This window comes from Pseudomonas sp. GM33 (genome assembly GCF_000282295.1).
In the GTDB taxonomy this organism is placed as follows: Bacteria; Pseudomonadota; Gammaproteobacteria; order Pseudomonadales; family Pseudomonadaceae; genus Aquipseudomonas; species Aquipseudomonas laurylsulfatiphila.
In genome coordinates, this window is record NZ_AKJO01000149.1 from 16,757 (window position 1) to 43,206 (window position 26,450).

At 57.3% G+C, this 26,450-nt stretch carries 24 protein-coding genes and 1 pseudogene; 11 read left to right on the plus strand and 14 right to left on the minus strand.

Annotation, left to right across the window (positions count from 1 at the left end):
• Positions 1 to 2 precede the first annotated feature (2 nt).
• From icmH to PMI26_RS04905, 11 genes are all read right to left on the minus strand, one after another.
• On the minus strand, positions 3 to 716 hold the full coding sequence (gene icmH, locus PMI26_RS04955; protein WP_007978720.1) for a type IVB secretion system protein IcmH/DotU: 714 nt from the start codon (positions 714 to 716) through the stop codon (positions 3 to 5).
• Positions 713 to 2,056, minus strand: coding sequence for a type VI secretion system baseplate subunit TssK (tssK, locus tag PMI26_RS04950; protein ID WP_007978722.1), 1,344 nt, complete (start codon positions 2,054 to 2,056; stop codon positions 713 to 715). The genes icmH and tssK overlap by 4 nt, the downstream gene beginning before the upstream one ends.
• Positions 2,053 to 2,799, minus strand: coding sequence for a type VI secretion system lipoprotein TssJ (gene tssJ / locus PMI26_RS04945; protein WP_007978724.1), 747 nt, complete (start codon positions 2,797 to 2,799; stop codon positions 2,053 to 2,055). Before tssJ ends, tssK begins: the two co-directional genes overlap by 4 nt.
• A 23-nt stretch (positions 2,800 to 2,822) precedes the next feature.
• Entirely contained in the window at positions 2,823 to 5,426 is a 2,604-nt protein-coding gene (gene tssH, locus PMI26_RS04940; protein ID WP_007978726.1) for a type VI secretion system ATPase TssH, read from the minus strand.
• Positions 5,423 to 6,493, minus strand: a complete 1,071-nt coding sequence (gene tssG / locus PMI26_RS04935) for a type VI secretion system baseplate subunit TssG (protein WP_007978729.1) — start codon at positions 6,491 to 6,493, stop codon at positions 5,423 to 5,425. The genes tssH and tssG overlap by 4 nt, the downstream gene beginning before the upstream one ends.
• Complete coding sequence (gene tssF, locus PMI26_RS04930) at positions 6,457 to 8,289, minus strand: type VI secretion system baseplate subunit TssF (RefSeq protein ID WP_007978731.1); 1,833 nt, start codon at positions 8,287 to 8,289, stop codon at positions 6,457 to 6,459. The genes tssG and tssF overlap by 37 nt, the downstream gene beginning before the upstream one ends.
• Positions 8,289 to 8,771 carry a type VI secretion system baseplate subunit TssE gene (gene tssE, locus PMI26_RS04925; protein ID WP_007978733.1) on the minus strand — a complete coding sequence of 161 codons (483 nt, stop codon included), beginning with the start codon at positions 8,769 to 8,771 and terminating at the stop codon, positions 8,289 to 8,291. The genes tssF and tssE overlap by 1 nt, the downstream gene beginning before the upstream one ends.
• A gap of 25 nt (positions 8,772 to 8,796) precedes the next feature.
• A complete protein-coding gene (gene tssC, locus PMI26_RS04920; protein WP_007978737.1) occupies positions 8,797 to 10,299 on the minus strand; it encodes a type VI secretion system contractile sheath large subunit in 1,503 nt (500 codons plus the stop codon).
• A 10-nt stretch (positions 10,300 to 10,309) separates the two neighbouring features.
• Positions 10,310 to 10,843: a type VI secretion system contractile sheath small subunit gene (gene tssB, locus PMI26_RS04915; RefSeq protein WP_007978739.1), complete on the minus strand. Its 534-nt coding sequence runs from the start codon at positions 10,841 to 10,843 to the stop codon at positions 10,310 to 10,312.
• Between the two features lie 68 nt (positions 10,844 to 10,911).
• Positions 10,912 to 11,664: a hypothetical protein gene (locus tag PMI26_RS04910; protein ID WP_007978741.1), complete on the minus strand. Its 753-nt coding sequence runs from the start codon at positions 11,662 to 11,664 to the stop codon at positions 10,912 to 10,914.
• Positions 11,665 to 12,180: 516 nt separating this feature from the next.
• Positions 12,181 to 12,498: a hypothetical protein gene (locus PMI26_RS04905; protein ID WP_007978743.1), complete on the minus strand. Its 318-nt coding sequence runs from the start codon at positions 12,496 to 12,498 to the stop codon at positions 12,181 to 12,183.
• Positions 12,499 to 13,049: 551 nt separating this feature from the next.
• Between PMI26_RS04905 and PMI26_RS04900 the strand changes: the two genes are divergently transcribed.
• The 11 genes from PMI26_RS04900 (at position 13,050) to PMI26_RS30925 (ending at position 25,255) form a co-directional block, all read left to right on the plus strand.
• Positions 13,050 to 14,060, plus strand: coding sequence for a hypothetical protein (locus PMI26_RS04900; protein ID WP_007978745.1), 1,011 nt, complete (start codon positions 13,050 to 13,052; stop codon positions 14,058 to 14,060).
• A 9-nt stretch (positions 14,061 to 14,069) separates the two neighbouring features.
• Entirely contained in the window at positions 14,070 to 14,792 is a 723-nt protein-coding gene (locus PMI26_RS04895) for a hypothetical protein (RefSeq protein ID WP_007978747.1), read from the plus strand.
• Positions 14,793 to 14,822: 30 nt separating this feature from the next.
• Positions 14,823 to 15,548 (plus strand): hypothetical protein, encoded by a 726-nt coding sequence (locus PMI26_RS04890; protein WP_007978749.1) that lies wholly within the window; start codon positions 14,823 to 14,825, stop codon positions 15,546 to 15,548.
• Positions 15,549 to 15,601: 53 nt separating this feature from the next.
• Positions 15,602 to 17,452, plus strand: coding sequence for a type VI secretion system Vgr family protein (gene tssI, locus PMI26_RS04885; RefSeq protein WP_007978750.1), 1,851 nt, complete (start codon positions 15,602 to 15,604; stop codon positions 17,450 to 17,452).
• Positions 17,453 to 17,463: 11 nt separating this feature from the next.
• Positions 17,464 to 18,048, plus strand: a complete 585-nt coding sequence (locus PMI26_RS04880) for a hypothetical protein (RefSeq protein ID WP_007978753.1) — start codon at positions 17,464 to 17,466, stop codon at positions 18,046 to 18,048.
• 39 nt (positions 18,049 to 18,087) lie between these two features.
• A complete protein-coding gene (locus tag PMI26_RS04875; protein WP_007978755.1) occupies positions 18,088 to 18,555 on the plus strand; it encodes a DcrB-related protein in 468 nt (155 codons plus the stop codon).
• 3 nt (positions 18,556 to 18,558) lie between these two features.
• Positions 18,559 to 22,194 carry a DUF6531 domain-containing protein gene (locus tag PMI26_RS31725; protein WP_007978757.1) on the plus strand — a complete coding sequence of 1,212 codons (3,636 nt, stop codon included), beginning with the start codon at positions 18,559 to 18,561 and terminating at the stop codon, positions 22,192 to 22,194.
• A complete protein-coding gene (locus PMI26_RS32415; protein ID WP_033048254.1) occupies positions 22,170 to 22,784 on the plus strand; it encodes an RHS repeat-associated core domain-containing protein in 615 nt (204 codons plus the stop codon). The genes PMI26_RS31725 and PMI26_RS32415 overlap by 25 nt, the downstream gene beginning before the upstream one ends.
• A gap of 13 nt (positions 22,785 to 22,797) precedes the next feature.
• Complete coding sequence (locus PMI26_RS04865) at positions 22,798 to 23,289, plus strand: SMI1/KNR4 family protein (RefSeq protein WP_007978759.1); 492 nt, start codon at positions 22,798 to 22,800, stop codon at positions 23,287 to 23,289.
• A 150-nt stretch (positions 23,290 to 23,439) separates the two neighbouring features.
• Complete coding sequence (locus PMI26_RS04860; protein WP_007978761.1) at positions 23,440 to 24,327, plus strand: hypothetical protein; 888 nt, start codon at positions 23,440 to 23,442, stop codon at positions 24,325 to 24,327.
• A 418-nt stretch (positions 24,328 to 24,745) separates the two neighbouring features.
• The gene (locus tag PMI26_RS30925) at positions 24,746 to 25,255 is read left to right on the plus strand and encodes a hypothetical protein (protein WP_081501014.1); all 510 of its coding nucleotides are present in this window, start codon (positions 24,746 to 24,748) and stop codon (positions 25,253 to 25,255) included.
• 109 nt (positions 25,256 to 25,364) lie between these two features.
• On the opposite strand, the gene PMI26_RS04850 is transcribed toward PMI26_RS30925, so the two are convergent.
• The 3 genes and pseudogenes from PMI26_RS04850 to PMI26_RS32025 all read right to left on the minus strand — a co-directional run.
• Positions 25,365 to 25,955, minus strand: coding sequence for a helix-turn-helix domain-containing protein (locus tag PMI26_RS04850; RefSeq protein ID WP_162130295.1), 591 nt, complete (start codon positions 25,953 to 25,955; stop codon positions 25,365 to 25,367).
• A gap of 53 nt (positions 25,956 to 26,008) precedes the next feature.
• Positions 26,009 to 26,170, minus strand: a complete 162-nt coding sequence (locus PMI26_RS31670; RefSeq protein ID WP_162831822.1) for a hypothetical protein — start codon at positions 26,168 to 26,170, stop codon at positions 26,009 to 26,011.
• 72 nt (positions 26,171 to 26,242) lie between these two features.
• Positions 26,243 to 26,450: pseudogene (locus PMI26_RS32025) on the minus strand (hypothetical protein); the annotation flags it as partial.

Here is a 26,450-nt window from a genome sequence, read left to right on the forward strand (position 1 = left end):
GCTCAGGCACTGAACAGCTGGCTGATTTGTTCGGACAACGCGGCTACGTCCTTGGCCAGCAACCAGTCCAGCGTCAGGTAGACACCTGCGCAGACCAGCGCAATCAGCGCCAGGTAGAGCCAGAGGGGAACTTCATGGCGCAGCATTTGCGAGACTTGGTCGGGCAACGCCCAGTCAGGCGAGAGGGCCTTGGGCGTCTTGCGATAACGCGCGATGTCCTGGCCCAGGGTATTGGCCAGGTAACGCAGCTGATCCTTTTGCCCGAGGCTGAACTTGCCTTCGAAACCCAGGGCCAGGCACAGGTGGTAGACCTCGAGCACATCGAGGTGCTGTTTGACGTCGCCACGCAGGGCATCGATTTTTTCGAAGAAGCCTTCACCGGCCAGGTGCACGCCGAAATAGCGGAACTGCAACGGCTGCAATTCAAAGTGCCGGCGCAACTCGTTGTCCCCGGAGCGCAACACGCTTTCATCGAGGAACGCACACAGGGCGTACTGAGTGTCCTTCACTTGTTCGACGCTGTAGTTGGCGCTGCGGGCATCGCGCTCCAGTGCCTTGAAGAAGCTGTCGACGCTGGCCTCGAAGGCGCTGACCGACGTCACTTGCCGGCCCTTGCGCACGATCAGCGCCATGCTGATGAAGTCTTGCACCAGGTCTTTGAGCGTCGGTTTTTCACGGGCGGCCGCAACGGCGCCTTGCAGTACGGCTTCGGTCATTTGAGTACCGCCATCAGTTCAAGCTTGAGGTTGGTGAAGGCGCTGGGCGCGTAGAAAGAGATGGCCTGGGCGCTCATCATTCGTTCATACACCCGGCCATGGGGCTCGATGGAGAAGTAGTGATTGTCCAGTCGCACCGGAATCGCATTGGGCAGGCGGGTCGAATGATTGAGGGTGACGCCGGGCATGGCGCTGTTGACCACCACTTCGATGTCTTCCGGCGAGCCGACCTTGAACGCCCGTGGCACCAGCTCCAGCAGGCTTGCGCCCGGCATGTCGGCGTGCACGGAGATATAGAAGTCCGCCTCGGCCAGCCGTGGGTCGTGCAACTGCCCTTGCCAGTAAGAGGGTTTGGTCTGGGTCAGGTTGATCACCACACACTGGTTCGGCACGACGTTGTCGAGCAGCACGCGAATCATTTCGTCGAGCTTGACCAGCGAGGCCGCCGGGTCGTGGTGGTCGTATTCGGGGATGTCGTTGAGCTGCGTATCCAGCGAGAACGTCAGCAGGCCGCCGGCGAGTTCGGCCAGGAACAGATACAAGCGCTCGGGGTGCAGGCGCGGATGCGCGAGCAGGTGCGCCAGGCTCGGGTGGGCACGGTTCACCGTGTTCAACAGCCAGAACAGGGTGACGTCGCTGGAGCCAAATTCGGCAATTTGGTCCGCGCGCTCGCGACGCCGACCCGACAAGGCCTTGCTCTTGGATTGCAGGGCGCCGAGCAAACGCTTGCCCAGTCCGACCAGGGTGTCGTGGGTGCCCAGGTGCAGCGTCGGGTGCACGAAATGCCCGTCGAGGTTGAAGCCGCCGATGTTGTTGCGCGACAGCCGGGCAATCGGGCACCAGGTGTAGCCATCGAGGTTGTCGCCGTCGATCAGCATCACCACGTTCAGGCGCAGGCTGGTGATTTCGTTTTCCAGGTCGCCTTCGTTGAGGTCCGGCAAGGTGTCGAACTGCTTGCGAAAGCGTCGCCCGGTCTTCTGCTCCTGACCGTCTTCGACGTAATTGAGGCCGAATGGCTCGGGCAGTTTCAGCGCGGCGTAGACCTTCAGGTCGTTGCCCTTGAGCAGGTCCTTCAGGTCACGGGCCGCCGGCAGCGGGTCGTGCTGCGGTGCGTCGAACAGGCTGCCGTCGGGAAACACCAGCTTCAGGCGCTTGAGCTGCAGGGAGCCGGTGGCGAGGGCTTCCTCGTCCACTTCCAGCAGCTGCACGCCCCAGTGAAAAGGCGTGTTGCGCAGGGTCGCCTGCGCCAGCTGATGTTGGTGGAACTCATCCTGATACTGGAAATGTTGTGGCAAAAGGAACATGCCTTCGGACCACATCACCCGGCTTTGCTTACTCATTGAGCGCTTTCCAATAATGAATTCAATTTCGACTCCACGGCTTTTTGCGCGGAGGCACTCGCCTGGTCCTGGGCTTTTTGCACCACGGCGTCCTGCACGCGCTCGGTCAGCGTGGGTTCGGCCGGTTGCTCAGCGGCTTTGGCCAGTTGTTCCTGGGTCTTGGGTTTATCGAGGACATCGACACCACTGACGGCAGACACCGTGTTGTTGTCCACCAGCACACGCAAGCCGTCGGAGGAGAACCAGATGCCGTCCTTGCGCAGGGAGTTGGCGTCGAACGCGACCTTCCAGCGGCTGTTCTCGTCGTTGCGGAAAAAAGCCGCGACGCCGACATAGCCCGCTGCCTTGTTCAGCGGCCACTTGTCGACTTGCCCCATGCCCGGCAACAAGGTGATTTCGCGGTTTTCGATCAGGGTATTGCCGAGGGCTTTTTGCGGGTCGTCCCACAGCGAGTCGGCATCCACCGACGCAAAGCGCTCCAGCGATGTCAGCTGGTACACCCGCAGCACCACCGAAAGCGGCTTGCCGGACGCGTCGGGGTTGAGCTGATTGCCGCCGTCGGACGTCAGGATGACTTTCTCGTTATCCTCGAACAGCATGTCGCCGGCCCAGGTATTGTCGACCCGCTTGCCGACCCGGTCGGTGACGCCGCAGGCGCTGAGTACCGTCATCATCGCCACCGCCGTCAGGCATTTGGCCAACGTCGTCCTTTCGGGACGCTTCCCTGAATATCTCTTGTCCATGACCACTACCTGTTAATGCCCGATCAGTTCAGGCGATAGGCGAAATCGCCGTCGCTGCCCAACTCGATGTTCAAACTCTGAATCGGTTTGTCCTGCGCCATGCGCTCCAGGACCCGCTGGGCCAGTTCCGGCATCAGGGTCTGGGACAAAATGTTGTCGATGTTGCGGGCGCCGCTGTCGACCTCGGTGCAGCGCGAGGCAATCGCCTTGACCAGTGCTTCGTCGTAGCTCAACTGCGCTTGATGATTGCGCTCGAAGCGCTGGCGGATGCGCGCAAGCTTGAGCGCGACGATGCGCTCGAGAATCGCGTCCTTGACCGGGTAGTAGGGGACGATGGTCAGGCGGCCGAGGAAGGCGGGCTTGAACACCTGGTTCAACTCGTCACGCAGCCCTTCGACGATGTCCTGCGGCGTCGGTTGTGGCTGAGCATTGAGGCACCACTGCATGATGCGGTCGGTGCCGGTGTTGGACGTGAGGATGATCACGGTATTGCGGAAGTTGATCTCGCGACCTTCGCCGTCATCCAGCACGCCTTTGTCGAACACCTGGAAAAACAGTTCGAGCACGTCCGGGTGGGCTTTCTCCACTTCATCGAGCAGCACCACGCTGTACGGCTTGCGTCGCACCGCCTCGGTCAGCACGCCGCCCTCGCCATAGCCGACGTAGCCCGGTGGCGAACCCTTGAGGCTGGAGACAGTGTGGGCTTCCTGGTACTCGGACATGTTGATGGTGATGACGTTGCGCTCGCCGCCGTACAGGGTGTCGGCCAGCGCCAGTGCGGTTTCGGTCTTGCCGACGCCGCTCGGGCCGAGCAGCAGGAACACGCCGATCGGTTTGTTCGGGTCTTCCATGCGCGCGCGGGAAATCTTGATGCGCTTGCCGATTTCGTGCAGTGCGTGGTCCTGGCCGAGCACCCGTTCGCCCAGCAACGCCGGCAGGCGCTGCACGGTTTCGATTTCATCGCGCAGCATCTTGCCCAATGGAATGCCGGTCCAGCCGGAAATCACTTCGCCGATGGTCCCGCCATCCACCAGGGCATGCACCAGCGGTTGCTCACCCTGGACGCTGGCCAGTTCGGCGCGCACCGCGGCAATCTCCTGGGCATCCGGCGTCTGATTCTCCGGGTGGCTGAGGGCGCCGAGTTTTTCCACCAGTTGCAGTTCGCGTTGCCACTGTTGTTCGAGGACGTCGCGGGTCTGCTGTGCGCTTTGCAGTTCGGTATTGAGGGCAGTCAGGCGTCGGGCGTGGTCGCTGCCTTTGGCGGCTTCCTGCTGCAGTACCGCGATTTCCGCTTGCAGGTTGTCGATCTGGCGTTTGCAGTCTTCCAGCGGTCCCGGCTGCGCCGATTGACCGAGGGCCACCCGGGCGCAGGCGGTGTCCAGCACGCTGACGGCCTTGTCCGGCAACTGGCGGCCGGTGATGTAGCGATTGGACAGGCGCACGGCCTGCACCAGCGCTTCGTCCATCACCGTGACCTTGTGGTGCTCCTGCATCTTGGCCAGCAGGCCGCGCAGCATGTGGATCGCCTTGTCTTCGTCCGGCTCTTCGACCTTCACCACCTGGAAGCGCCGCGCCAGTGCGGCATCTTTCTCGAAGTACTTCTTGTACTCGGCCCAGGTGGTCGCGGCGATGGTGCGCAGTTCGCCCCGGGCCAGGGCTGGCTTGAGCAGGTTGGCGGCATCGTTCTGCCCGGCCTGGCCACCCGAGCCGATCAGGGTGTGCGCTTCGTCGATGAACAGAATGATCGGATGCAGGCTGCGCTTGGTTTCTTCAATCACCGACTTGAGACGGTTTTCGAATTCGCCCTTCACGCCGGCACCGGCCTGCAACAGGCCCAGGTCCAGGGTGTGGATGGCGACGCCCTTGAGCACCGACGGCACGTCACCCTGGATGATGCGCAGGGCCAGGCCTTCGACCACGGCGGTTTTGCCGACGCCGGCCTCACCGGTGAGGATCGGGTTGTTCTGGCGGCGGCGGGTGAGGATGTCGACCATCTGCCGCACCTCGAACTCCCGGCCCAGCACCGGGTCGATCCGGCCTTCGCGAGCGCTTTGCGTGAGGTTGATGGTGTATTGATCGAGGGCCGGGGTCTTGCCGTTGCCTTTTACCGTGCCGGCGCTGGCGACGTCGGACGTGCCCAGCGGTTTGGCCTGTTTCGACTCGGCGCTGCTTTCCACCAGCGCGCCGAGGTTGACGCGCAAGTCGTCGGCGTTGATTTTCTCAAGCTCGGCGGCGCTGGCGACCACCACGCGGCGCAGTTCGTCGTCATCGAGCAAGGCTTGCAACAGATGACCGGTGCGGATCTGCGCCTGGCCGAACTCGATGGACGCCAGGACCCACGCCTGTTCGATCATGCGGGTCAGGTGCGGCGACAGTGCCGGCGTGCGCGTATTGCCTTTCTTGAACGTCCCCAGTGCCGTCACCAGCTGCGCCTGCAAGCGTTCGGGCACCACGTCGTAATGACGCAGGATGGCCGGCAGGTCGTTGTCGTGGCTGTCGAGCAACTGCAACAACAGGTGCTCGATTTCGACATCGTAATGGTGTTCCGACAGGCACAAGGCGGCGGCGCTTTCAGTGGCGGCGCGGCTGGTGTCGTTGAGCTTGGCAAACAGGGACTTCAGGTTCACAGGGAGACCCCATCAAAAGGAATGTGGAAGAGGGCACAACGGGATGGCTCGACGTCGGAGTCCGGGCGCTTGAGCCAGCCGAGCCAGCCCAGCGAAACATTGCCTTGGTGCCCCAGGCGAGCAACGGGCACGGCCTGGGGTTTGAGCTTGGGCGCCAACTGGAAGTCGAGTTCGGCGCCGACATAGAAACGCACCAGTTCCACCAGTTTCCGGTAGTCCTCGGTGCCTGGCTGGAAGCGTTGATAGTCGGCCAGCTCCAGTGGACCCATCTCGATGCGCACGCACGACTGGTAGTCCCAGACCCGGTTGCCGGCGACGGCGCTTTGCCCGAGCACGGCGTTCTTGCGCCCCAGTTGCGTGCACTGGCCGGCGTCGAGTTTCAGCCAGCGACCGGCAAACGGCTTGACCTTGAATGGCAGCGAAAAATAAAAAGACAGCATCGCTTCCAGGTTCAACGCGTTGCGCGGTTTCTGCGCAAACAGCCCGGAGAAATAGCTGAACAGTTCACGGCGCAGGGGCGAGCCTTGCCGGTCGAATTTCTGCTTCTGCGCCTCGGGACCGAAACCCACCAGGTTGAGCAGGTAGCGATCGAAGTCCGAAGTACCGTTGCGTTCGTACTCGATGTAGAACTTGTACTTTTGCCAGGCCTCGTAGAACAGCGTGGTCATGCGGTGCGAAAAGATGTCGAGGAAGGCATGGGCCGCGTCATCGCGGTACTGGACGTGCCGCTCGATCAGCAGCTCGGTGTACGGGCGCGGCAACACACCCGAGGGCCCGACCAGGCCCATGAAGGTGACTTGCATCTCGGACAGCGGCAGGCCGGCCACGGACACCTTGCCTTCACGCTCGAACTGCAGGTCGCTGACTTCACTGGCCGGGAAGTTGAGCGACAGCTGCGAGCGAAAACGCAGAGGGTCTTCGTGCGGTCGGGTTTCCAGGTCCATGCGCCCGGTTCTGCTGTAATGCAGGCGAAGCAGGCGCACCAATTGGAAAAACTCGAATCGGTGCGGCTCAGCCCTTGCCTGGTCGATCAGACCAGGGGTTGATCGCCGGTTCGCGGTGGCCATTGGACGACTCTCTTTTCGCGCTGCAAGGTGCGAAGGGTTAATTGGGTAAAACTGTTCATGGTGCAGTACTGACCAAAGAAGTGATCGAGCACCATGCCGAACAGGAACACACCGCTGCCGGTGTATTGGCTTTCATCGAAATTGAGGGTGATGCCGACGCCGCGCACGAAGTTCGGCCGCGGGTGGCCGATGCGCGCCACTACCGGCTCGCTGCTCACCGAGACGATGCCGTTGATCTGTTTGCGCAGTGCCGACAGGTTGCGGTAGTTGTAGAGCGACAACAGCTCCAGCAGCACTTCGCGACCGCGGGACACCAGCGACATATGGTTCAGCGACAGGTGCGAAATCAGCCGCCAGATCACGCCGTTGCCCAGCGGCACGCGAGCGGTGGCGGTGGGCTTGCGCAGGCAACGGATGTCCTTGATCACCGAGTTGCCCGGGATAGTGAAATCGCCGCGCTCGCCACCGAAAGGCAACATCAGCGGCAGGTCGCGGTTGCTGCAGGTCAGGCGGATGCTCAACGTATCGTTGTTGGCTTCCATCAGCCCCAGTTCTCGATCGACCACCCGGATAAACACGTTCGAGCCATCGCGCTGGCCGGTCTGTACGGCTCGACGCCGGGCAATCCAGAAGCTCTGGCCCGGACCCTGATCGCCACGGGGCTCGAAAAACGGATGGCAAGTGCCCACCTGGTCGATGCTGCCCACTTTGCGCACGCGTCGGACGCGGTCGATGGACACCACTTCGGCCGAGCTTTGCAGACGCACATCCGGCGTCACCGCGTACTCGTGCTGGGCGTGGGTCAACTTGATCGGCTCGGCCTGCTGGCGGAACAGGTTGATGATCGGCGTGCAGTTGAGCTTGAAGTTGTTGCGCCCGATGTTCTGCGTCAGGCGCGCCAGACGGTCGCTCAGGTCGTAGTCGGAGAAGTAGAAATTGACCTCGACTTTCTCGACGTCTTTGCCCGCCAGAATTCGTGCAAAGCCCGACAGGTCGAAGAACATGAACTTGTCGGGGAAGGTGAAGTACTCGTGGAGCAGGCGGTAGCCGAGGAACGAGCGCTCGGAGTAATCCACCAGGCCTTCGTCCAGGCCATAACCGACGGTTTTCAGTGCGTTGGCCGGCAAGGCGACTTCGCGGGTGCGGCCCTGATCTTCGAAGGTCAGCGTGGCCTTGGCCAGGTTGTTGAACAGCAGTTCGTACAGTTGCAGTATCAACGTGCTTTCGCCGTCGAGGAAGAACCGCAGGCGGTCCAGTTCCAGCTTGCCGAACATCACGTCGCCGGTCGCCACCAGGCCGATGCGCAAGCGCGCGACCAGGTCAGCGCTTTGGCCGTTGAACGCCGAACGCTCCATCTCGATGAACGATGCCTGTTGCACCGCCACCGGCCACAGCTCGACCGGGTAGCAGGTGCGGAATTTACACACCACGCCATCGATCGGGTTGGCACTGATTTCGGTATGCCGGGGCACACGGAAGGCTTCGGTGACTTTTTCCTGCTTGCCCAGGTTGAACTCGACGATCGACATCGACGGGGTAGGGCGCAGGTAGTGCGGGTACAGCACTTCGAGAAACGACTCGACGATTTCCGGCAGCTCGTCGTCGAGTTTTTTGTGTACCCGTGCAGACAGGAACGAGAAGGCTTCGATCAAGCGCTCGGTATGCGGGTCTTCGCAGTTATCGCCCTCGATGAGCAACCGCGAAGCGATTTTCGGATACTGGCTCGCAAACTCCTGGCCCAAAAAGCGCAGGTGCGACAGTTCCTTTTCGTAATAGGGCAGCAGATCGTCGAGCATCAGTTGAGGTTCTGCACTTTGTATTCCTGGGTGTTGACCTGCAGCACCGCGTCGAAGGACACCTGACGGGTGACGTCCTGCAGGCGCAGGACCGCGTCCACGCGAAAGGTCAGCATGCGTTGGCCGGTCTGTTGGGCAAGCAGTTGGACCTTGACGCTGCGAAAGCGCCGGTCGCCGACCGAGATCGCCTTCTCCAGCTGCCGCTGGATCAACAGGCGATCCTTGGGGTCAAGCACGCTGCGACTGGTGAAATCCGGCATGCCGTAGTCGAGGATGGTGCCGCCCAGATTGACGAAACCATCCAGCTCGTTGGCGACCAGGGACTGGCGGGTATTGACCAGGATCTCCAGGTCGCGAACGATGCTGGCCTTGTAATCGGCCAGCGAACACAAGCGCTGCGATGACGCTTCGATGGACTGGTGCGGACGATCGTCCAGCAACCGGTCCAGCAGTGATGGCAACAGCTTGTGTTGACTACTCATATTGCCTCCCTGGCAATGTGCATGATCAGCCGCGGGTCGATTGCGGCAATTCAGCGACCAGGCGCAACGAAGCGGTGAGCTCGTCCAGTTGGTAGTGCGGGCGCAGGTAGGTCACGGCCTTGTACACCCCCGGCTTGCCCGGCACTTCGAACACCTCGGCGCGGGCTTCGCGCAACGGGAACTTGGCCTTGGCTTCCTGGCTCGCGGTGTCGTCCAGCAACACGTAGCTCGACAGCCACTTGTTGAGGAACAGCTCGACATCCTTGCGCGAGGCGAAGCTGCCGATCTTGTCGCGCATGATCGCCTTCATGTAGTGGGCGATGCGCGAGGTGGCGAAGATGTACTGCAACTGCGCGGAAAGCCGGGCGTTGGCGTTGGCGATGTCGGTGTTGTACTGCTTCTGCTTCTGCGCCGACTGGGTGCCGAAGAACGCGGCGTAGTCCGTGCCCTTGCAGTGCACCAGCGGAATGAAGCCGAGGTCCGACAGCTCTTTTTCACGGCGGTCGGTGATCGCGATTTCGGTCGGGCACTTGAGGGCGATTTCACCGTCATCGGTCTTGAACGTGTGGGTCGGCAGGCCTTCCACCAGGCCACCACCCTCGACGCCACGAATCGCCACGCACCAGCCGTAACGGGAAAACGCATCGGTGACCCGGGTGCCCAGCGCGTAGGCGGCGTTCATCCACAGGTACTTGTTGTGGTCGCGTCCGTCGACGCTTTCGACAAAGTTGAATTCCTCGACCGGCGTGGTATCCGGGCCGTAAGGCAGGCGACCGAGCACGTGGGGCAGGGTCAGGCCGACATAACGCGAGTCTTCCGAGGCACGGAAGGACTTCCACTTGGCGTATTCGACGGTGTCGAAAATCTTCGCCAGATCCCGTGGGCCGGACATGTCGGTGAACGAATCCCAGCCAAACAGCTCAGGCGAAGCCGCCGAGATGAACGGCGCATGGGCGGCCGCGGCGACGTGGGAGATCTCTTCGAGCAGGTACATGTCTTCCGGGCTGCGGTTGAACTCGTAGTCACCCAGCAGCATGCCGAACGGTGCACCGCCGAAGGTGCCGTATTCTTCTTCGTAGATCTTCTTGAACAGCGCGCTCTGGTCGAATTCGGAAGCGGCCTTGAGGTCGCGTACCAGGTCTTTCTTCGACGCGTTGAGCAAGTGGATCTTCAGCGTGGTGCTGGTCTCGGTCTGGTCCACCTGATACTTCAGGCCGCGCCAGGAGGCTTCCAGCTGCTGGAACTCACTGGCGTGCATGATTTCGTTCATCTGCTCGGAGAGCATCGCGTCGATCTCGGCGATGCGCGCATCGAGCACGGCGATCAGGTCCTTGCTCGGCGTCATTTCGCCTTCCAGGATCTGGTTGACCAGTTCGCCGATCAGGTCGCGGGTACGGGTGCGTTCAGTCTCGGAACGGGCCACGCGGCTTTCGGAAATGATGCTGTCGAGCAACGAGGATTGCGCGGTGAAGCTGTCCACTTCAACCAGCGTGCTGTCCTGTTGAGTCACGGTTTGCTTGTCGTTCATCGTCAGGCTCCTACGCTTTGCCGTCGGTGGCCGGAACGGCGGCTTCACGGCCGAATTCCTTGCCCAGGGTTTTCAACTTCTCGGTGTTCTGCAACACGTCCATCAGCAGCTCTTCGAGCTTGTCGTTGCCGCCCATCTTGTTGCGCAGGTCCGCCAGCTTGTTGCGCACTTCCAGCAGCTTGCGCAGCGGCTCGACCTGCTTGACCACGTTCTGCGGTTCGAAGTCTTCGAGAGCGTTGAAGTTGAGCTCGACACCCAGCTGCGTGCCGTTTTTCGCCAGGGTGTTGTCGACGCGGTAGGTCAGGCGCGGCTTGATGCCCTTGAGCACGCCGTTGAAGTTGTCGCGGTCGATGAAAATGAACTTGCGGTCCTTGAGCTTCGGCAGCGGCTCCAGCGGGTTGCCGGAGAAATCGCCCAGCACACCGACGACAAAGGGCAGCTCTTTCTTTTCCTGAGCGTCACCGATATCCACGTCGTAGGTGATATGGACCCGAGGCGCGCGGACGCGGTCGAGTTTGTGCTGGGTACTTTCCTTCTTCGCCATCGTGATCTCCTGTGCGAACAATTCGCTGCAAGTCGTTTGCGTGTCGGTTCAATGGGTGGCCGAGCGCGTTACATTCCTTCGATCGTCAGCAGCAGGCGCTGACGGATTTCATCGTTCATTTCCATGATGTTGGCGTGCCCCACCAGCTCTTCGAAGCTGGTGTTGCCGGCGATCTGGGTGCTGCTGCGGATCACGGCCTCGTCCGGCAACTGCGAGCGAACCGGCGAGCTGATGACGCAGAAGGGCAGGTCGCCGAACTCCTTCAAGCGTTCGAAACTGACGGGGAAACGCAGGCCTTCGAGCAGGCGGCTGATGCCGGGCGACTTGCTCAGGCAGTAGAACAGCACCAGGTAATGCACCACGAAGCGGTACAGCTCGGCGCTGCTGCGATTGGGGTCTTTGATGACGGTGCGAAAACGGGCCAGGTCGAACGAACTGAAGCCCACCACCCAGCGCACGGGGCTGGTGATGCGAATGGATTGACCGCTTTGGGACAGCACCTTGTCGTACTCCAGCGCAAACAATTGCGGGGTCGTACTGAGCAGGTTGAGGGGCACTTCGAGTTCATTGACCAGCTGGAACGGAGCGGCCGAGCCGATGCGGTCGAAGAGCTCCTTGAGTTCCTTGAAATGGTGCTGGGTCTCGCGCCCGCTGCTGCGTTGCGCGCCCTGCAGGTATTCACCGAAAAACGCTTGCGGACGAATCAGCAAAGCCAGGGTCGCCAGATAATCCGAGGCCTGCGCCTTGAGCGCATCGGAAATGGCCCGGGTCTGGCTTCGCAGCTGGATCAATGCTTCAACATCAAAAAACGTTTGAGTCATCGGTACATCGTCCTTGAGCACTTCGCACCTTCCTGGAATAAAACCGGAGAGCATGTCGAGTGACTTGATTCACAAGTGGACATCCGTCCACGAGAAGTGATTGCTGGTGTTCGTCATCAAAAAATCACACTGCCGGAAACAATCGGAAGTGTGATGCTGGCATATGGATATCGAGTTGCCAGTAACGTCGTGTATGGCAACACGTCGTATCGAAAGTTTCATTCGGGGACGGATTTTTTCTCGTTTTTGTTAGATGCTGCAATGATGTCCGCTTGCCACTATTTGTGGGATGTCTCTGTCGGATAGTTCCGAAAGCCAGTCAATTCAATGGTTTCAGAGGCGTGGTGGATCCAATTTTTAATTGAAAATAATTTGTAAAAGGTGAACCGGTTCACCCAGTTCCGGATTGATTGGCGATTTCAGAACTATTGCAGTGCAAGTGTCATATTAATCGGGAGGGGATGATGGCATTGGCGCGTGGCGGGAATATGGCAGGCGTTCTTTTCGCGGATTTTGTCAGGCTGTTCCGGACGGCGGAGCCATTCGGGCTTTCAGTCGGAGTAGCGTCGGGGATTCTCCGCCAGTCAGTTCGATTTTAAACTCCGCAAAAGCCAGTTCAAGTTCTGCGTATTGCTGCAAGCCGTGTTCAGTGAACAAGTAGCGTCCAGGGATATCTCGCCACTCCAAAGGCGTGCGGATTTGACCTCGTTCAGCCCGGTCCATCAGGGGCGACAGCTCTAGATCCAGTTGGGTTACAGCAGGGTCCTTTGCCTTCAATGCATCGATGGCGGACCGTAGCTTCAGGGTTTTTTCTTTCAGTTTTTCGATATTCATGGGGACGGACTTTTCTGTGTTTGATTACTGGTCACAATGATGTCTGCTTGCCACTACTTGTGGGATGTGTCTGTCAGGTAGTTCCGAAATCCAGCCAATTCAATGGTTTCGGCGAGGTGGTGGATCAAATATTTAATCAGTATCTATGTGAAGCCGGTCCAATATTGGACGCGGATAAGCGATTCGGAGGCGATGAATGATGTGCCAGCATTTCGACATATGATTTCCTGAACAAAAAATACCGGCTTGACACTTGGTGTTGCATAGGTGTTTCCTTTCGCACGTGCTCGGGGGACGATTAAAAAATGTGACGCAGTTCTATTTTTGTTGAAATCCTTCGGCACTTTTCCCGCAGGGTGGTTGTCGCACCCACGGGTCATTTTCCGCCGTTTGTGATTCAGGAAGACAATCGAAACAGCGGTTTTTTTCGTGATGGTTGATGGGGCAATGCTCTTTGAACGGAGTATGGCCCAAGAAAGATTGGTCAGTTATTGCACGGAGCAGGTTTTGCCGAAGATCTTTTCGGGAAGGCGGTATCAGGAGAAAGGAACATGGACGAAAGGTTTTTACCCTGCACAGTGGCGAACCCCCGTGGAACGCGTCAACAAGCCGGATTGATCGGTGGCGGCAATCTTTCATTTCCCAGCGAGATCGCCTCGCGGTCTTTCCCTGCGCCGCAAAATTTTGCCGGTTACTACGCGACGAGCGATTACAACGCGGCGATGTTTCTTGCCCATGAACTGGCCTCGCCCGAATTGGACATGTCGCCGAGTGAGGCGCAAGAGTCCTTGCAGTTACTGCGCTCGTTAATCAGGAATTTGTCTTCGGCGAAGGACGTTTCCGTCGAAGCGCTGAAAGAATTACAGAAAACCGCAGCGGCCATCCCGGAGGTAGGCCCTTTGTTGTTTTCTCCAGCCAACTTGCCTGGCACGTTGGTGAGTGCAGGCACCAGCGTAGCTGCATTTTCCAAGTCGAAGTCGGTTGTAGACTTGCTGGATCTCTCCGCGGCCGACAAGAAAAAACTGATCAAGTGGGCCAATAGTCGGGGCACAGCGAACTCGACATCCGCTAAAAAAGCCTTCAAAGGCAGGATAAAACTGATTCGGGTTGCAGGGCAGTTGCACTTTGAGGTGCCGATTACTGCTCAGGCACAAAGTTACAAGGTGCTCGGTCGGGTTGGAGGGCAAGTTGCTCATCTTCCGGCTTATGGAACCAGAGGGGCGCTTAATCAGCGTGCCATGGTTCATGCAAACGGAGCGACAGGCGGACTCAAGTTCATGACGGGTAATGTGGTGGGTTTTGCGTTAGCCGTTGGGCCGCAGGCTTATCTGGATTATACAAGTTCAACGTCGATGGGTGAGTTTTATAGGAAGTCTACCGAAAGTCAGCCTACTAACGTTGCCGCTTTTGCGGGGGGGATGATTTTTACAGCTATTGCTGGTGCGCTCGGAGCGCCGCTGGTTATAGTTTTAGCAGTTGGTTGGGTGGGTGGTACTGCCGTACAAGCGTATATGGGGAGCAGTGGGGCTGATAAAGAAATTGCGGACTACCTAAAAAAATGAGAGTGTTAGATGTTTAATCCAGATGCATATATGATAAAAAAACTCCCGTGGCTCATGTTTTTTGCGGTGGCATTTGTGGGGGGGTTCAAGGTGTCTGGATTTCCCTATTACTGGTATCTATATATATCGATTGTTTTTTTCATGCTGAACGCTACTTTGTATTTGGCTTATCGGTGTGAACGATATACAAGCTTCGTATTGATAATGCTTTGTGCTGGTTTGTATTCGTTTATTTATCTGTTATCCAGTTTAAGTTACTTGCTTTCGAAGAAGGATTTAGGGCTTGGTGTGGTCGGTGCGGTCATGGCTGGGGTAGGGCCTATGCTAATAGTGGTTGCATTGTTTTTTCTGATTTATTTTACGAAGTCTTCATTCTTTCCTTTTGAAATTGATGGTGGAAAAGTCGCTGCTCGTGAGTTCAAGGCAAAGGATTTTGGATTCGTTGGTGGGGTGTTTGTAGGAGTCTCCACTTTGATTGGTAGTCTGTTTGTTAAATCTGTAGGCTCGTTTAGTGGAGGGGCGGTTTCTATTTTATTAGGGACTTGTATGTGCGTATATTTGTTAATACGTCTCCGTCACATAATTCGCGGTATCCGTACTCTTCGCCTGCAAGAGCGTGGCATGCCTATCCCCTACACCTTCATGAGAATTGATGAGATTCGTGAAGCCCGTAACCGGTGGTGGATGGGTAGATTGTTGAAATGGTTAGGCTCCCTGCGCTCTTCGGCTTGATGTGGGCGGGCGGTTTTGAGTGAAATTTTCATGATTGACGCGAATAATATAAAAAAACATATTTTTTTAATGTTTTTTATGGCTGCTTTTTTTGGTGTTTTTGGGCCCTTGACCTTGGAGTGTTCTTGGTGGTGGTATTTGTTTCTTGTAGTTGTTGTTTTTTGTTTTAGTCTATATTTGATTTATTATTGTGAGAGGTTTGTTGTATTTTTTGCGGCTATATTGTCAGCTGCGATATTTACCTTTCCTTATATTTCCAGTAGTTTGGCGTACTTGATTGCTTCAGATTCTTTTGGCAAGGGAGATCCTAGGTCTGTAGTCATTGGGACAGCACCGATCACTATCGTGTTTCTGATGTTTTTGGTGATTTTTTATAGTAAATCCTCTTTTTTTCCTTTCGAATGCGTAGGCAATAGAGTTACAGCTCGACCTAAAAAAATTGTGAATTCCAAGAGTTATAACCTCGGATTGATTTCCGGTGTCTCGACACTCACAGGCAGTATGTTTCTGAAGTCGGTGGGTGCGGAAACGGGTGGCATGGTTGCGCTAGTCATCTGCGCGGGGTGTTCTGTAATTATTTTGTTTTACTTACGCCACAGCATCCGAGGCCTCCGCACCCTTCATATCCGTGAGCGCAAAATGCCAACCCCCTACACCTTCATGCAAATCGACGAAATACGCGAAGCCCGCAGCCGCTGGTGGCTGGGCCGGTTGTTTAAATGGATGGGTTCCCTTCGCCAGTCGACAGGTTCCTGACGACCAGAACGTTAATGCGGTGGTTGCCCGAACATTGATTCCAGGAGTTACACATGACAATGGACCTTTCATCCCTGTTTACCGCGCAGAACCGGCGCCTGTTCAAACTGACCATGCCGCTCAAAAGTGGCCAGGAGCTCTTGCTTGAGTCTTTCGTCGGACACGAAGGCCTGTCGATGGAGTTCGGTTTCCAGTTGGATCTGTTGTCCGATGATGCCGGCGTAAAACTCAAGAGTGCCATGGGGCAGTCGGCGACGATCGAGATCGAACTGGCTACGGGCGCAAGTCGTTACATCAACGGGCATGTATTGCGTTTCGGCAGCAATGGCAGTGATGGTGGGATGTGTCGTTATTCGGCGCTGATCGGCTCTTGGCTCAGTTTGCTTGAACAGCGCTTTGACTCGCAGATTTTCCAGGACCAAACGGTCGAACAAGTGATTACCAAAGTGTTCAGTCGTTATGAAGGGCTGGCCAAGTTCGAGTTTCGCATCAACCGTACGCTCAAACCCCATAGCTACATCACTCAGTATCGGGAAAGTGATCGGCATTTCGTGATGCGCCTGCTGGAGCACGAAGGGCTGTTCTTTTACTTCGAGCACACTGCCGATAGTCACACGTTGATCATCATGGATGATTCAACCCAGTTGCCTGCGCTGCCTGAGCAGCCTCAAGTACGTTTTCATACGGCATCCATTACTGAAACAGCGGACTCGATCACCCACTGGAATGCAGAGAGGGAGTTGCAGTCGAGCAAGATAGCGGTTCAGACCTTCGATTACCGCCAGCCTCAAAACCGCCTTCCAGTGATCATGAATAGTCTGAATCAGCAGGGTGATGTACCGGCCTACGAGATTTACGATTTCATGGGCCAGTACACCCATGGAACCTACGACGATGGCGAAGTGCTGGTGCGTAATCGCATCGAGGCACTGGAACTTAAAGGCAAGGCGTTTGCTGGTGCGAGCAACTGCCGGGCGATGCGCCCCGGCTACACGTTCGAACTCACGCAGCATTACGAGCACGATAATGGCTCAGTCGAAGATCGACAGTTTTTGCTGATGAGCATCCAGCACCGGGGCAGTAATAATTACCTGTCCGGCGGGCAGGCGGGTTATGCCAATGAGTTTTTTTGCGTACGCAAGAAAATCAAGTTCCGACCGCAGCTCGACACTCTAACGCCAACGATTTCCGGTCCGCAAACCGCCATTGTTGTCGGCCCACCTGGCGAGGAGATCTACACCGATGAACTGGGTCGGGTGAAAGTACAGTTTCACTGGGATCGTTACGGCGAGTTCAACGACAAGAGCTCCTGCTGGGTTCGTGTCGCGCAGTCCGGAGCCAGTGGCGGCTTCGGTAGTGTCTTGATCCCTCGCGTTGGCGACGAGGTGGTTGTGGCTTTCCTTGATGGTGATCCAGACCGCCCGCTGGTCATGGGTAGCCTCTACAACAGCCAGAACACCCCGCCCTGGTCGCTGCCGGCGAACAAGACCCAGAGTGGGTTTCTGACGCGGTCGATGAAAGGTGACGGCGGCACGGCGAACTTCTTCCGCTTCGAAGACAAGGCCGGTGCCGAGCAGATCATCATGCATGCCGAGCGCAACATGGACACCGAGATCGAGGTCGATGAAGTCCATACCGTCGGTAGCAATCGCACGATCAAGGTCGGTGGCACGCACACCGAAACGATCAAGAAAGACACGGTGATGAATGTCCAGGAAGGCTCGCTGACGATTCAGGTCGACAACCAGTTCATTCAGGTCAGTGCCAAGCAGCACATCATTCTTCAGGTGGGCGGCAGCAGTATCAAGCTGACCCCCGAAGGCATCGAAATAAAAGGCGACGCCATCGATATTCTTGGCAAGAACACCTATGTCCACGGTGACCGTGTCGATATCAACAAGTGAGAAATCAGACCATGGTCAGGACCAGTATCTACGATCGTATTTCCGAGAAACGGATCGCGGCCGAAACACTTGCGCGGCAGCAGTTGCAGGAGGCTGCCGAGGCTTCGCCCGCTGTCATCGAGCCTGAGCCGGTAGCGGTGGTACCGCTTCAATTGGCGCGCAATGAATTGAAAGTCGCGGGGCTGAATCTGGTAATGCCGCAAGGCTTCAACTTCCGCGACATCGATACAACGCTCGAAAAGCAGGGTCATCCCGTCACGTTCAGTGTCAAGCGTCGTCCTGCACCTGAAGGGCTGACATTGCAACGTTCGGTGCAGTTGTATGTGGAGAACCTGCGCAAAAACCACCCCGACGTCACCATCGTGCGGCAGAGCGATTGCCTGCTGGCAGGCAATCCGGCGATTACCCTGGATTATATCTTCACAGCGGGACAGGAGCGTCGCCACGGCAGAACGACCAGCGCAGTCATCCATCCCGACAATGGTAACGAGCGCCAATGGTTGAGCATGTCGACGATGATCAATCCCGCTCATGCAGAGCTTGCCGATTGGCTGATCGAATTCGAGACGATGCTCGAAAACATCAGCGCTGACTAAGCCTTTTCCTCTTTCACCTATTCACGGAACGCACGCCCAATGGACTATCAGCTTCAGGAAGGATCCATCACTCTGCCGGAAGGTTTTCAGGACCGCACGGTGAACATGTTTGTGCTCGGCAACAGCATTCCTGCGCCGCTGAACATCACACTGTCGCGCGACAACATGCTGCCGGCAGAGGATCTGAAGGCTTACATCGAGCGCCAGGTAAAACTCATTGCCGCCAAACTGCGCGGCTATACCTTGCTCAGCAAGAAGCCGGCAGCGCTGTCCGGAGAGCAACCGCTCTCCGGCATCCAGGTGGATGCTTACTACATGAACGATGGTCGACCGGTTTACCAACGGCAGGCAGCGTTCGAAATCGAACCCGGTCGCATCCTTGTGGTTTCCACGACCAGCCAGGCTGATTTCAGCGTTACACAAAACCAGAATTGGCTACAGCTGCTGGAAAGTTTCAAACCGCGCCAGGCCGATACGGTGTCCACCGACAGCGCCGAACAGGAGTAACCCATGTTCGAAGCTGCGCGTTGGGGCGATGAAATTGAACACACCAGTGCGCTCGGCGGTTTTCTTGCCGGCGCAGTGATCGGGCTTGCGATTGCGACGGCTGCCGCATTCATGATCTGCACGGCGGGGCTCGGCGGAATTCTGCTGGGAATTGCCGTAGGACTGGCTGCCAGTTTCGTCCCCATGATTGGCGAGAGCATCGGAGCGTCAATGAGTTCGCCCGCCGGGGGGATCAAGCTTGAAGGCTGCTCGACGGATGTGTTCATCAACAGCCGCAATGCCGCCCACGCAAAGTTGAGCATGGGCACGTGCGATAAACACCCTGCGCCGGTCATGGTTGCCGAAGGCTCTTCCAACGTTTTCATCAACAATGTGGCGGCTTCGCGCAAGGGTGACAAACTGACCTGTGGCGCGAAGATCTCCAGCGGCTCGAACAATGTGTTCATCGGCGGCGGGACAGAGCGCTATCTGGATGTCGACGAAGAAGTACCCGGCTGGCTTCGGGTCACCGTCGACGTGCTGATGATTGTCGCCTCGATGGGCCGCGCAGTAGGTCCGATCTTCAGATTGGGCATGACGCAAGGTCTGAAGGCTGCCGGGCCTTGCGCATTGAAGTTTGGAGCGACCGTGGCGGCCAGTTATCTGGCCGGGCGCTTTGTCATCGGTCCGGCCGTTGAGCGCGCAATCGGCGGTTTGAGCGGCAACCCCGTCGACCTTACCAGCGGGCGCAAGCTATTGCCCGAGTCCGGAGAAACCGACTTCGCGCTCCCGGGGCTCATGCCGATTGAATGGTCTCGCTTCTATGCCAGCGATCTGACCGTCGACAGCGTGCTCGGCAGAGGTTGGGTCTTGCCTTGGGAGCAGAGCCTGCGCAGAAGCGGCAGCTTCGTCTACCTCACGGATAACCAGGGGCGCAGCGTGCCCTTTGTGGATGTGGAGCCCGGTGATCGCATCTATAACCCCTATGAGCAGCTCCACCTGGTCCGCACCGAAGGCGGCCATTACCTGCTGCAAACCCTCGACAACCTGTTCTTCTACTTCGGCGAGGTGCCGGACGACAACAGCGATGTCCCGCTGCAACGCCTGGAAAATGCCCTCGGGCATTACCTGCATTTCACCCGCACGGCAGAAGGCCGGCTGACCGACATCAGCGCCACGGGTGGTGTTCGGGTGCACCTGCACTATGACAACCCGCTTGGGCGCCTGACCGACGTCAAGCGCGTCGTCGACAACCAGGCGGTTGAAACCCTGGTGCAGTACCGCTATGACGACAACGGCCAACTCATCGAAGTGATCAATCGCAACAGCGATTCGATGCGCCGCTTCAGCTACGCCGATGGTGTGATGGCCAGCCACAGCAACGCCCTGGGCTTGAGCTGTCATTACCGCTGGGAAACCATTGAAGGCCAGCTGCGTGTGGTGGAGCACTGGACCAGCGATGGCGAACACTTTCACTACCGCTACGACTTCAAGCAGCGCACCTCGTGGGCCACTGACGCACTGGGGCGCGAGCTCCAGGTCCACTACAACGAAGATCGCCGCGTGATTGCCAGTCGCGACTTCGGCGGTGAGCAGTACGCCATCGACCTCGACGAAGCGGGCAACATGACCGGTCTCAAGCTGCCGGATGGAAACCGGTTGGGGTTCAAGTACGACAATTTTTCGCGTTTGCTTGAAGAAACCGACCCGTTGGGCCGCCAGATCAAATACAAGTACCACCTCGGTACTACGCTGGTCACAGAAACCACCTTCCTGGACGGCAGCACCTGGCAAGCCCGCTACGACGCCAAGGGCAACCTTATCGCCGAAGTCGACGCCCTCGGTCACACCACCGAATACCTCAACGGCGACGATGGCCTGCCACACACCATCATCGACGCGACCCACAAGTCCAAATACCTGTGGTGGAACACCCTGGCCCAGGTCGAGCGCTTCCAGGATTGCTCGGGTAAAAACACCACGTATCGCTTCGACGAGCGCCAGCACTTGGTCGCCGTCACCGACGCGCTGGGCCAGACCACCACGCTGGAACGCAAACCCGACGGCGAAGTGCTGCGCATCCATCACCCGGACGGCAGCGCCGAATCGTTCACCTACAACGCCCTCGGCCAGGTACTGACGCACACCGATGGCAAAGGCCAGACCACGCGCCTGCTACGCACCGCCCGGGGCCTGCCGAGCAGCCGCCAGGACGCCAAGGGCCAACGCATTCGCTACGAGTACGACCCTGCGATTCGCCTGACGGCACTGATCAACGAAAACAACGCGGCGTACCAGTTCGCCTACGATGCGTCCGACCGGTTGATCGAAGAAAAACGCATCGACAACCTCACCCGGCGCTTCAGCTACAACCTCGGCGGGCATCTGACCCAGGTCGACGAAACCGGCTACGGCGAGCGCGGTGAACGGCCACAGCGCCGCACCGAATTCGAGCGCGATGGCATTGGCCGGCTGCTGGCCAAACTGAATGCCGATGCCCGTCAGGATTACGCGTACGACGACGCTGATCGCCTGCTGTCGATCCAGCGCCTGCCGACTGCGCAGGGCAAGCAACTCGGCGTCAGCGAAGAAACCCTCGAATTCTCCTACGACCTGCTTGGCCGCCTGATTCAGGAGACCACAGCGCAAGGCGCCTTGTCCTACGAATACGACCCACTGAGTAACCTCACCACGCTGACGTTGCCCACCGGCCAACACCTCAATCACCTGTACTACGGCAGCGGCCACCTGCACCAACTCAACCTCGACGGCCAACTGATCAGCGACATCGAGCGCGACGACCTGCACCGCGAAGTCCTGCGCACCCAAGGCACGCTCACCAGCTGCTTCGGCTATGACGCGATGGGCCGCAAGAGCTGGCAGTTCGCCTCGCGCCTGCCGGCGGAAAAACTCTCGCGCCTCCACAACCCCGGCATCCAGCCCGACCTGCTGGTCGAGCACGCCTACAACCCGATCCACCGCCGTCACCAGTACGACCCGGCCGGCGAACTGACCCGCACCCTCGACAAACTGCGCGGCGAGATCAAGTACGAATACGAAGCCAACGGCCAACTGCACAGCCGCGACACCGGCCAGTTGATCGACAGCGAAGAGTTCCGCTACGACGCCGCGGCGAACCGGCTGAACTTCAACACCAGCCAGTTCGACCACGTCAAGGACAACCGCCTCAAGCGCTGGCGGGATCAGGAGTATGCCTACGATGCGTGGGGCAACCTGATTGAAAAACGCAGCGGCATGGGCACGCTGCAGACGTTTGTTTATGACTGTGAGAATCGGCTGGTCCGGGCCGAGACGCTGGTCAACGGCAAATTGGAGAGTACCGGTTCGTATCGGTACGACAGCCTGGGGCGGCGGGTTGCCAAGGTTTCAGAGATCAAGGGTCGGACCGAGCAGAAGCACTTTTTGTGGCAAGGCTTGCGGATACTGCGGGAGGAAAGTCCGGGGCGGAGCAGTCTGTACCTCTATGAGCCGGGGAGTTATGCGCCTTTGGCGCGTGTCGACCAGGCAGAAGGTGAAGAGCAGCAGCTTTACTACTTCCATACCGACCAGATTGGTACGCCGCTGGAGATGACTGACGCGGACGGGAGCATTGTCTGGCAGGCGACGAACAAGGCTTGGGGGGGGCGGTTGAGAAGCTGACGGTCAATGAAGTTGAACAGAATCTGCGGTTTCAGGGGCAGTATTTCGATGATGAGACGGGGCTGCACTACAACACGTTTCGGTATTACGATCCGGGGGTGGGGCGGTTTGTTACGCAGGATCCGATTGGGTTGGATGGGGGACTCAACCTCTACCGTTACGCCCCTAATGCGAACGTATGGATTGACCCGTGGGGCTGGGCTTTCAAAGGGGTTGATTTTACGGGTTCTCCTGATTTGTTTCCTGTGACGGGCAATCAAAAAAATATCGTTTCAATCACAATGCAGGGTGCGAGAGGACGGGACTTCACTCAAGCATACAAAGAGGCAGGTATCAAAGCTTCGGCAGCCGATGATTATACTTGGCATCACGTTGATGACTTTGATCCGAAAACCGGTAAGACCACTATGCAGTTGGTAAAAACTTCAGCACATGAAGCGACATTCCCACATGGTGGCTCTGTTGCTCAGTTTGAAAAGCATTTTGGTCTACCTTCTGGGGCATATGGAAATACTGATGCTGTAGGTATTTCGCACTCTAAGGGTTGGCTGAAAGGGCGGGCTCCGAAGGCCGCCTCCACAACTTGTTAGAAAGGAGACAAAGATGGGTGTTTTGCAAATGTCCAAGTCCGATCCGAAAGTGAGTAGCTCTGATCTAGCGTTGCTGGAAGACGAAATCGGGCATGTGTTACCTGAAAGCTTTAAGGTTTTTTATTTGACTCATAATGGTGGAGTTGCAGACAGAGACTGGTGGGATAGTGGTGATGAATATGAGCCCGTTCGAGTGAAAAAATTTAAAGCGGTTGCGGCTAGTGGTGCTTTGGATGCTGCAGAGACAAAGTATTTAAACGGCTGTTACGCAGTGATGACCTCAAAGGGTGTGATACCTGAAACCCTATTGCCGTTTGCGATTGACGACGGTGGTAACTTTTTCTGTCTGGATTTGATCGATAGCAATGTGTGTTTTTACGCAACTGATTCCTTTGATTCGGATAGCAGTTATGCCACCAATCATGCAAAGGCCTATCGATGGCTTGCAAGTTCGTTTGACGCTTTTGTTGAGGGTTTAAAAGACGAGTCAGAGATCGACCTGTAAATTCGAATTTGAAAGCCAGGTTCGCTGTGACTGAGATCGCGATAGCCTGCACAGCGAGGCGGACAATGATTATCGTTTACCGCTTTTTCACCAACACACGTCTGGATTACGGTGTTTTTTACAGTCAACTACTAGGGAAGTACCCACCTCATGCAGCAATCACCCACACCCGCTTCAACGGTGACAGGTCAATTGATCTCCACCTTCCACCACGGCAAGGGCTTTCTGGTCTTCATGCTGTTGTTCGCAATTGTCTTGTTGGGCCTGGCAGGATTTGTGTTGTACCTGGGGACCATACTGCCGGCGGGCAGTTCCGGGGCGAACACCAGTCGTGGTTCCAGCCCGCAGTTGCTGATCTATTCCGTCAGTGGCTTGCTGGTCGTCATTTCGGCAGTCCTGTTCGGACTTTATGCGTGGCATAAAAAGTTGCGCGGGACCCATTATGAGGTTTACGAGCACGGGATTGTCGCTGTCAGTGGAAAGCAGCAGCAATTTACGGCGTTTGCTGAAGTAGAAGACCTGTATCTGTTCGGCTCGGGGCAAACGGCATTCACTGGCTTGATCACCAACCTGGCGTACCGGCGTAATGACCGCGAGCCCTTTCATCGGGTCATCGAGTCGCTGAAAGGCTTTCAGGACTTTCAGCAACTGGTGCGCGAGTTGCACGTCCGCGAGCGTCTGCCGGTTGTGATGAACAAACTTGAGTCTGGCGGGGCAGTGACCTTCAGGTATGTGCCGACCGGGCAGGTCTGGCGCAAGCGAATCGCAGGGGACTTCCTGAATGTCGTCACTCAAACAATTAGTGTGACACGCGAGTTTCTGGAAGTTGACGGACGTAAAGTCCCGGTGTCGAGCCTTGCTTCAGTCGATTTGAATGCCTGGAGCGAGAAGGTCACTCTGAAAGACGAGGCGGGGAATCAGGTTCTATCAACGGTGTGCACCGGCATCATGAGCCATGACCTGTTCCTCACGACGCTGGATGTGTTGCTGGATGCTCAACGGGCAAGCAGCGGGGAGACTGTCGAGAGCCTGGCCTGAGAATCCGGGACACCGTCAGGCTAACCATCTCATTAAACCGGCTGATCAGGCCGGTTTTTTGTGAGGCGGTGGTAGAGCTTCTGACAATCCGTGAAAAAATTGGGTTTTTTCCTGCGACCCAATCATTAACCTGGAGAGAAAGATTGTCACTCCGGTTAGAACGATTATTTCTTTCCGCTATTTATATAGATGCAATCTGCATATCCGTAACCGATTAATCCGCGTCATGGCTTTTACCTTGTCCGTGATCGAATCCGATTGTTCGTCATTGCAGAAACAATCGTCCTGTCTGCCTCGTTAAGCCTGCCCCGACATCGACTTTGGCTGTTCGATCGCCAGCTTGTTGCGCTCGGCCGATTCCCTAGAATCGGCCTCCATCAGCTTCGCCCAACTATCCAGTCCTTCAGGGAGCAACACCATGATGAATGCCATGCAGATGCAAATGCCGATGAACGCCACCATGCCAATGATGCCGACGATGGGCATGCCGATGATGATGGCGACCATGTCCTGCGACATGATGGACGACGGCATGATGTGCAAGATGATGCCGGCCGCTGGCATGGACATGGCCATGTTCAAGAACAGTGCTGAAATGATGCAGATGATGATGAACTGCGGCATGCCGATGATGATGCACTGCGGCAACATGAGCATGATGTGCATGTCCCAGGCGAGCATGGCCATGCCGATGATGAACATGATGATGCCAATGCCGATGATGGGCATGCCGATGCCGTCGATGAAGTGCGTGATGGAATGCACCATGATGGCTGACGGCATGATGTGCAAAATCATGCCGATGGCCGGCATGAACATGGACATGATGAAAAACTGCTGCGAGCTGATGATGAAAATGATGAACGACTGCGGCATGCCCATGATGATGAGTTGCAATGGCATGCCGTTGATGTGCTGCACCTGCTAAATCCTGCAACGTACCTGTAGGAGCGAGCTTGCTCGCGATGGACGTCAACGATGACGCGGGTTTTCTGAAAAAACGCGTCAGCCTTGAGCCCATCGCGAGCAAGGTCGTTTCAGTCCAGGCGTTCCGGGTAGGTCACTACAAGATAAGCCACCGCTTCACTGTCGGCGGGGTTGCGATAGCGGTGGGGCTGGTCGGCATAAAACAGGATCGAGTCCCCCGTGGATAGCAGGTAACGCTCGTCGTTGACGCTGATTTCCAGCACACCCTGCGCCACCACCAGGTTTTCCTGGACGCCTGGGCCATGGCCCTGCGAATGGTCTTCTCCCAACGGGCTCAGGCGCAGCTCGTAGAATTCCGATTGGCGCGCCACGTCAAAGGGGAACAGGGCGCGGCTGACAAAAGCGCCGTTGGCACTGACCAGGCGTTTGCTCTGGCTCGCCGACAGCACGGCCACACCTTCGAAGGCCCGATGCTCCAGAAACGCAGCCACCGATACCTTCAAGCCTTTGGCGATTTTGCACAGCACCTTGATGGACGGTACGCTGCGCCCCGATTCGATTTGCGCCAGCATGGCACGGCTCACGCCGCACTGTCGGGCCAGGGCGTCGAGGGACAGATGGCGCTTGCCCCGCAGACGCAGCAGGTTTTGTGCTACCCGTTCGCAGATCGGGTCCTCTTCAGGGGCATCCGGATTGTTCAGGTCCAGCACAGGCTCGCCCGCGCTTATCAGAAAGCGCGAGGGTTCGTGCGCGTTCACGCCTGACGTGTCTCGGCAGACCGAGACGCCTGAACCCACTGGAATGCCTGAAATCCGGCGTTGCGTGCGTACATCTCCCACATGGCCCGTGCCCGTTGCTGAGCTTGTTTGCGTTTGCGGTAGCTGGCGAAATCGATGAGGTTGTCAGTCGGATTCATGGGGCACTTCACTGTGGTGATCAATGACGGGATGACTGGAGAGTACGCTTCTATTTTTATAACGATAAATACTTAATTTTTATTTGTTAATTCCTTTTTGTTCTTTGTGTGGACGGTTTTTGGTGTCGATGAGGTGTCACTGCAATGCCTGTAGGGGCCGGGCTTGCTGGCGATGGACTCAAGCGTGCCGGGTTCATCCTGTTCACCCGCGTTATCGTTAACGACCATCGCTGGCAAGCCAGCTCCCACAGGGGGCCATGCCCACGCTGAAACTGTAGGA

What these genes read in the sequence shown, in the direction of transcription:
- icmH (WP_007978720.1), bottom strand. Translation starts at nt 716, where the DNA reads ATGACCGAAGCCGTACTGCAAGGCGCCGTTGCGGCCGCCCGTGAAAAA.
- tssK (WP_007978722.1), bottom strand. Translation starts at nt 2,056, where the DNA reads ATGAGTAAGCAAAGCCGGGTGATGTGGTCCGAAGGCATGTTCCTTTTG.
- tssJ (WP_007978724.1), bottom strand. Translation starts at nt 2,799, where the DNA reads ATGGACAAGAGATATTCAGGGAAGCGTCCCGAAAGGACGACGTTGGCC.
- tssG (WP_007978729.1), bottom strand. Translation starts at nt 6,493, where the DNA reads ATGGCCACCGCGAACCGGCGATCAACCCCTGGTCTGATCGACCAGGCA.
- tssF (WP_007978731.1), bottom strand. Translation starts at nt 8,289, where the DNA reads ATGCTCGACGATCTGCTGCCCTATTACGAAAAGGAACTGTCGCACCTG.
- tssE (WP_007978733.1), bottom strand. Translation starts at nt 8,771, where the DNA reads ATGAGTAGTCAACACAAGCTGTTGCCATCACTGCTGGACCGGTTGCTG.
- tssC (WP_007978737.1), bottom strand. Translation starts at nt 10,299, where the DNA reads ATGAACGACAAGCAAACCGTGACTCAACAGGACAGCACGCTGGTTGAA.
- tssB (WP_007978739.1), bottom strand. Translation starts at nt 10,843, where the DNA reads ATGGCGAAGAAGGAAAGTACCCAGCACAAACTCGACCGCGTCCGCGCG.
- PMI26_RS04910 (WP_007978741.1), bottom strand. Translation starts at nt 11,664, where the DNA reads ATGACTCAAACGTTTTTTGATGTTGAAGCATTGATCCAGCTGCGAAGC.
- PMI26_RS04905 (WP_007978743.1), bottom strand. Translation starts at nt 12,498, where the DNA reads ATGAATATCGAAAAACTGAAAGAAAAAACCCTGAAGCTACGGTCCGCC.
- PMI26_RS04900 (WP_007978745.1), top strand. Translation starts at nt 13,050, where the DNA reads ATGGACGAAAGGTTTTTACCCTGCACAGTGGCGAACCCCCGTGGAACG.
- PMI26_RS04895 (WP_007978747.1), top strand. Translation starts at nt 14,070, where the DNA reads ATGTTTAATCCAGATGCATATATGATAAAAAAACTCCCGTGGCTCATG.
- PMI26_RS04890 (WP_007978749.1), top strand. Translation starts at nt 14,823, where the DNA reads ATGATTGACGCGAATAATATAAAAAAACATATTTTTTTAATGTTTTTT.
- tssI (WP_007978750.1), top strand. Translation starts at nt 15,602, where the DNA reads ATGACAATGGACCTTTCATCCCTGTTTACCGCGCAGAACCGGCGCCTG.
- PMI26_RS04880 (WP_007978753.1), top strand. Translation starts at nt 17,464, where the DNA reads ATGGTCAGGACCAGTATCTACGATCGTATTTCCGAGAAACGGATCGCG.
- PMI26_RS04875 (WP_007978755.1), top strand. Translation starts at nt 18,088, where the DNA reads ATGGACTATCAGCTTCAGGAAGGATCCATCACTCTGCCGGAAGGTTTT.
- PMI26_RS31725 (WP_007978757.1), top strand. Translation starts at nt 18,559, where the DNA reads ATGTTCGAAGCTGCGCGTTGGGGCGATGAAATTGAACACACCAGTGCG.
- PMI26_RS04865 (WP_007978759.1), top strand. Translation starts at nt 22,798, where the DNA reads ATGGGTGTTTTGCAAATGTCCAAGTCCGATCCGAAAGTGAGTAGCTCT.
- PMI26_RS04860 (WP_007978761.1), top strand. Translation starts at nt 23,440, where the DNA reads ATGCAGCAATCACCCACACCCGCTTCAACGGTGACAGGTCAATTGATC.
- PMI26_RS30925 (WP_081501014.1), top strand. Translation starts at nt 24,746, where the DNA reads ATGATGAATGCCATGCAGATGCAAATGCCGATGAACGCCACCATGCCA.
- PMI26_RS31670 (WP_162831822.1), bottom strand. Translation starts at nt 26,170, where the DNA reads ATGAATCCGACTGACAACCTCATCGATTTCGCCAGCTACCGCAAACGC.